Source organism: Nevskia soli (assembly GCF_903970205.1).
Classification (GTDB): Bacteria; Acidobacteriota; Terriglobia; order Bryobacterales; family Bryobacteraceae; genus Bog-113.
In genome coordinates this window covers 1-5124 of the sequence record NZ_CAJCHS010000278.1, presented here as the reverse complement: position 1 = coordinate 5124, position 5124 = coordinate 1, and the positions used below count along the sequence as shown (strand labels likewise).

At 60.8% G+C, this 5124-nt stretch carries 5 protein-coding genes and 1 pseudogene; 1 reads left to right on the top strand and 5 read right to left on the bottom strand.

Going from position 1 to position 5124, the window contains the following annotated elements; translation table 11 throughout:
• Positions 1–193, bottom strand: a pseudogene (locus H1Y01_RS19535) (hypothetical protein); the annotation flags it as partial.
• A 193-nt stretch (positions 194–386) separates the two neighbouring features.
• On the opposite strand from H1Y01_RS19535, the gene H1Y01_RS12465 reads away from it, so the two are divergent.
• Positions 387–1538, top strand: a complete 1152-nt coding sequence (locus H1Y01_RS12465) for a glycoside hydrolase family 172 protein (protein ID WP_180540846.1) — start codon at positions 387–389, stop codon at positions 1536–1538.
• A 104-nt stretch (positions 1539–1642) separates the two neighbouring features.
• Here the strand turns inward: H1Y01_RS12465 and tsaB are convergent, their stop codons facing one another.
• From tsaB to H1Y01_RS12445, 4 genes are all read right to left on the bottom strand, one after another.
• Positions 1643–2308, bottom strand: coding sequence for a tRNA (adenosine(37)-N6)-threonylcarbamoyltransferase complex dimerization subunit type 1 TsaB (gene tsaB, locus H1Y01_RS12460; protein WP_180540845.1), 666 nt, complete (start codon positions 2306–2308; stop codon positions 1643–1645).
• Positions 2305–4029 carry a hypothetical protein gene (locus H1Y01_RS12455; protein WP_180540844.1) on the bottom strand — a complete coding sequence of 575 codons (1725 nt, stop codon included), beginning with the start codon at positions 4027–4029 and terminating at the stop codon, positions 2305–2307. Before H1Y01_RS12455 ends, tsaB begins: the two co-directional genes overlap by 4 nt.
• On the bottom strand, positions 4029–4250 hold the full coding sequence (locus H1Y01_RS12450) for a hypothetical protein (RefSeq protein WP_180540843.1): 222 nt from the start codon (positions 4248–4250) through the stop codon (positions 4029–4031). Before H1Y01_RS12450 ends, H1Y01_RS12455 begins: the two co-directional genes overlap by 1 nt.
• Positions 4251–4307: 57 nt before the next feature.
• Positions 4308–5124, bottom strand: an 817-nt coding sequence (locus H1Y01_RS12445) for a trans-sulfuration enzyme family protein (RefSeq protein WP_180540842.1), incomplete at its 5' end; no start/stop codon positions are given.

The following is a 5124-nucleotide window of genomic DNA, read 5'->3' as shown; positions in this document are numbered from 1 at the left end:
GAGTCAGGTCTGGGCGAGATTCGGCTCCGTAGAAGATAAGATCCGTATCCTGGCGGAGTCTGCCGGATACCGCGCCGCAGCGTGACTCGAGGGCCGCACGGAACTCCGTATCATCGACGGCGATCACCGTCACCCGGCGGTCGACCTTCACGCCCAACTTATCAATCAGCGGCTTTTCGGATGTCGGGTTCATAGCCTGCGCAGCTTAGCACGGGTAATCGCGGATACTTCGGAAATGCCGCATCGGTAAAGGAGCGGAGGCACATGAAGAAGACCGATCCGCGGTCCGACCGGATCTCGCGTTTGTGACGGCATGTGTCGCAGAGTCCCGCAGCCAAGCTCATCGTCTTCATTGGTAGCACGCGCTGCGCGCTATAATTCCGGCGATGCTTCCCGATTCGCTTCCCGCGCAGCGCCGCGGCTTTCTGCGCCGTCTGGCTGGATTTGCCGGCCTTTCCGCCGCTTCCCGGCTTCCAGTCAATGCTCAGGCAATCGCGGTGCCGCCTGAAGGCTCCGCATCCAGCTTGCCGGCCTTTGCGCGCCGCATGCACCATATCTCGCTCAAGCAGTCGAGTTATGACCGGACCGGCGGCAACGCGGATTCGGTTCCCATCGGACCCGGCGCTACCAGGGTTGTTTTTGAATCGGAAGGTCCCGGATCGATCTCGCATATCTGGTTTGCCTTTGCCGCGCGGAGTCCGGATCAGTTGAAGGACATGGTCTTGCGCGCTTACTGGGACGGGAACCCGAAGCCTAGTGTCGAAACTCCGATCGGGGACTTCTTCGGACTCAATCTCAACACCTTCTTTGTCTATCAGTCCGCTTTTCTGAATTGCTCTCCGGTTCGGGCTCTGAACAGTTATTTCCCGATGCCTTTCCGGCGGTCGGCGCGGCTGACGATCACGAATGACGCCAAGGTTCCGGTCGATGCATTCTACTATAACATCGACTATGAGCTAAGTTCCAGTCTTCCGGCCGATGTGATGTACTTTCATGCGCAGTATAGGCAGAAGACGCCGAACCAAGCTGTCCAGTTCGCGACGGGTCAGCCGAGGTTGAACTTATCCGGCAGGCAAAACTATGTGTTTGCCGAGATACATGGCACCGGTCATCTGATGGGGGTTACTCTCGGAGTCCTGCAGAACACCGAGTACTGGATGGGCGAAGGCGATGAGATGATCTTCATCGATGACCAGGAGAATCCGAGGATTACGGGTACGGGTACGGAGGATTACTTTAACGGTGCGTGGGACTTTGGCGGACGCGACGGCTCGATTCCCTTCGGTTACCTTTACAATGGGGCGTCCTATATTACAACTCCGGAGCACACCGGGGGCCGTTATTGCCTGTACCGCTGGCATGCCGAGAATCCGGTTACTTTCAACCGGTACTTGAAACATACGATCGAGCACGGGGATTCGAACGACCGCGCCGATAACTACTTCTCGGTTTGTTATTGGTATCAGACGGAGCCATATACGGACTTCCCGCCGCTGCCGGCGCTGGCTGACCGGATTCCGCAGTTGACGCGGCTTTAGAGGCCTGGTAGGAGGCGCGAAATACCGCTTGCTTACGCGCGCGGCTCAGTAGTGGGGGACCCTCCCTTTCGGTCGGGCTCGGAGTGGGGATGCGTGGCTCCCGCTTAGGAGGTGCGGTCGGTCCATAGGAGCTCGGCATCGGAGCGGCGGACATAGTTGGCGTCGACTTGGGCGGGGTCGCCGTCTTCGCCCAGGCGGAAGCGCTCGAGGGCTAGTTCGGCTACGGAGGCGGCCAGGGCGCGGGGACAGGTGGTTCTAGCCGCTGCGGCTAGCGGCGAGGCGTCCAGGGTGAGTGCGAACGGGGCGAAGTCGAATGCGAGGAACTCGGTTACCTTTTGCGGGAGTGTCTTGAGCCAGGCGGGGAATGGGGCGACGGTCTCGGGGACGGGATGGTCGCCGAATACTCCGCCGTATACTTCGCCTCTGCGCGCATCGATCACAGCGGCGCGCGCCGGTTCCGTTCCCAGGTTGGCCATGGCCGCGAGGTTGGAGACGCCGTAACACGGCTTGGCGTTCGCAAACGCTAGCGACTTGGCTGCGGAGAGTCCGATGCGGATTCCCGTGAATGATCCCGGTCCGGCCGCCGCGGCGTAGATATCGATCTCTTTGAGTTCGATGTTATTGCGTCTTAGTAATTTCTGAAGCTGGTCGAATAAGATACTCGAAAAGCCATCCGGGGCGTGCAGGGGAACTTCTTCCAGTAGTTCCGCGCCATAGGCTAATGCCAGGCTGCCGAACTCCTGCGCCGTGTCTATGCTTAGTACGGTCACTTGGTGATTCCGACGTTCTGATCGAGCGAGTAGAGCTTGCCGAGCCCATTGACTCCATAAAGACGGATATGTAGAGTGGCTGGGAAGCGGTAGGCCATGTTGGGGGGCAGTTGGAAGGTACCGCTCGCGCCGGTTCCCAGGACGCGATAACCCTCGTCATCGGCGGTTACTTCGCCGGTCCATTCGTAGATCATCTGCTTCGACGCGCGGGTTTCTTTCTTTAGCTTGGCGGAGTAGGGGATGTTGTCTTTCGCCGTGAACATGGGAGGTGTGGACGGCTCCGATGGATCGGCGGCGGGGATGTTGGCCGGCGTGACTAATTCAAAGGTGACCTTAGCTGGGTCGGCTTCGACTTCCTGTTCTAAGATAGGGCGCGATTCGAAGCGATAGCTCTTGAGCGACTCTTTATGACCTTCGCGGTAGACGTAGAGAATCCAATCGTGTGAGCTATCGGGCGGAGGCCCGGCGTACATCTCCTGCTTGATGTTCTTTTCGGGGAGCCATTCGCCGGAGATCGGGTTGATCCAAGCGACGTTCCACTTATGCTTGCGATCGAAGTTGACAGTGATCGCGCGCGGGTGCTCGACATAGAGTACGTACTCCGTGTCGGGCAGGGCCATGCCGCGCGCGCCGTCCACGTCGAAGTAAGGCTCCATATCCCAATGCCGGGCGTCCGCGAAGAGCTTTTGCCAGATGGATAGGTATCTGAGTGTCTCCGGTGTGGTGGCGACGGCTTCCGGATAGGCGCCGCTCATGGTGGTGTTCCAGAGCTGGTGGCGGAAGTCTTCGGGCGAAGACGCCTGGACAAGGGCGACCGCCGGCTTAGCATAGACCTGTTGTTCGACCGCGCTGACGACCCAATCGGGAGAGCCATAAGAGCGGACATCCATCCACTTCTCATCGGCGAAGGGCGCGGAGGTAACCGCGGCGCCGACGCTACGCGGGTGATGGAACGGATCTTCGTTGAGATAGCCGGCGATCTCGCGCAGCAGTTCGTGGGCGTGGGGAACGGATTCGAATTGGGGAAGCATGACCCACGTCAGGTTGCGTGCGGAGCAGCGGGCGATCAGGTACTCGAAGAACTTCTGGCGGTCTTCGCGCTGTAGGGCGGGAGGCGGGGTAAGTACGAGGTCCGCGATCAGGCCCTTACGGGCGAGGGCGTCGAGGCGTGCGTCGAGGGCGTCGAACGCGGCTTCGTCTATCGTGTTGGGGGCTTGCAGGCGGACGTGAGTTACGCCGGCGCGGGCGCGAGCGTCGATCCAGGAATCGAGTTCGGCGGGGCTGATGGTTTCGGGGAGGGTATCGCCGACCCAGAGGTGCGCGGGCGTCATGTTGGCGGTCGGCGCGCCGCCGGTATAGCGGAAGTGGTGAACGTTCGCGGGGATGATCCAGCCGTTCGAGGCCGACGGAGTCGCGGTGAATTGCAGTTCTTTGTCGTGGAACTGGGCGAGGGTGCTGGAGAGGCGCACGGTCCATGCACCTGCTTCGAAGGGGCTGAAGCGGACGACTAACTGGTGGGCCCCGCGCGGGAATGCCCGGAGCAGGAACGTGCGCTGGCTGGGTCCGCGGAATTCGGCATTGAGCTCGGTTGCGGGAGGGATGCCGCCGGGGAGGTCGAACGTGATGTCACAGATCGAGTAAGCCGGGGTGGGCCCGCAGACCGTTTGCGCGTGCAACCAAACAGTGCTCAGACCGAGGGCGAGCGCGGCGAATCGAAGCATCACTGTTGTGAGTCGTCGCGGTGCGCCGCCTTATCTTCATTGATGTCGCGCTTCAGTTTCTTCACGCCTTTCTGCGTTTCTTCGCGCGCTTTCAATGCTTCCTGCTTGACGAAGGCGGCGTCGTTTTTCAGCTCTTTCTTTACGACTTCGCCGGTTTTGTGCAAGTCGCGCTCGGTTTGCGCCTTGTCGCTTCGTGTGCAAGCACCGGCTCCGATCACCAAGAGTACAATCGCGAACTTTTTGAACATCTGACTTAACATGCCATCACCTCATTGGGTCTAAGCTTGCAGGGCGCGTTCCAGATCCGAAACGATATCTTCGACGGCTTCGATTCCAATGGACAGCCGCACCAGATTTTCACGGATTCCCATGCGCTCGCGCTGTTTGGGCGAGATGTCGCGATGGGAGGCCATCACGGGATACAAGACCATGCTGTGCACGTCGCCGACGCTGGTGGCGGGGACGATGGTGCGCAGCGCGTTCATGAAGCCGAAGATTTTTTCGCGGCCGGCGTCGCGCAATTCAACACTGACAACCGCGCCGTAGAGCCCGGGGGCGAAGAGGCGCTCGATGGCGGCGCGATCGGGGTGGGCGGGATCGGCGGGGTAGAACACGCGCTCGACCTCGGGGCGCGCGGCGAGCCAGTGCGCGACGCGGCAGGCATTGGCGCACTGCTGTTTCATGCGCAGGGGGAAGGTCTTGATGCCGCGCATGGCGAGATAGCTTTCGAAGGGACCGAGCACAGGGCCGACGAGGCGTCCGTACGCGCGAAGCGGTTCCAGATGCTCTTCATCGGAGATTACCGCGCCGCCGAGGACGTCGCCGTGCCCGGATAGATACTTGGTCAGGCTATGGACGACCATATGAGCGCCGTGCTCGAGAGGGCGATTGATCAGCGGGGTGGTAAAGGTGCTATCGACCACAAGGGCGGCTTGCGTGGCGCGGCCCATCTTCGCGACCTCGTCGAGATCGGCCACGCGCAGCAGCGGGTTGGACACGGTTTCCATCACCAGGACGCCGGGCTTGTGCCGGTCGATGGCCTGGCAGAGTTTCGCGCGGTCGCAGAAATCGACGAAGTGGACGCTGACGCCTTGC

What these genes read in the sequence shown, in the direction of transcription:
- H1Y01_RS12455 (WP_180540844.1), bottom strand. Translation starts at nt 4,029, where the DNA reads ATGCTTCGATTCGCCGCGCTCGCCCTCGGTCTGAGCACTGTTTGGTTG.
- H1Y01_RS12465 (WP_180540846.1), top strand. Translation starts at nt 387, where the DNA reads ATGCTTCCCGATTCGCTTCCCGCGCAGCGCCGCGGCTTTCTGCGCCGT.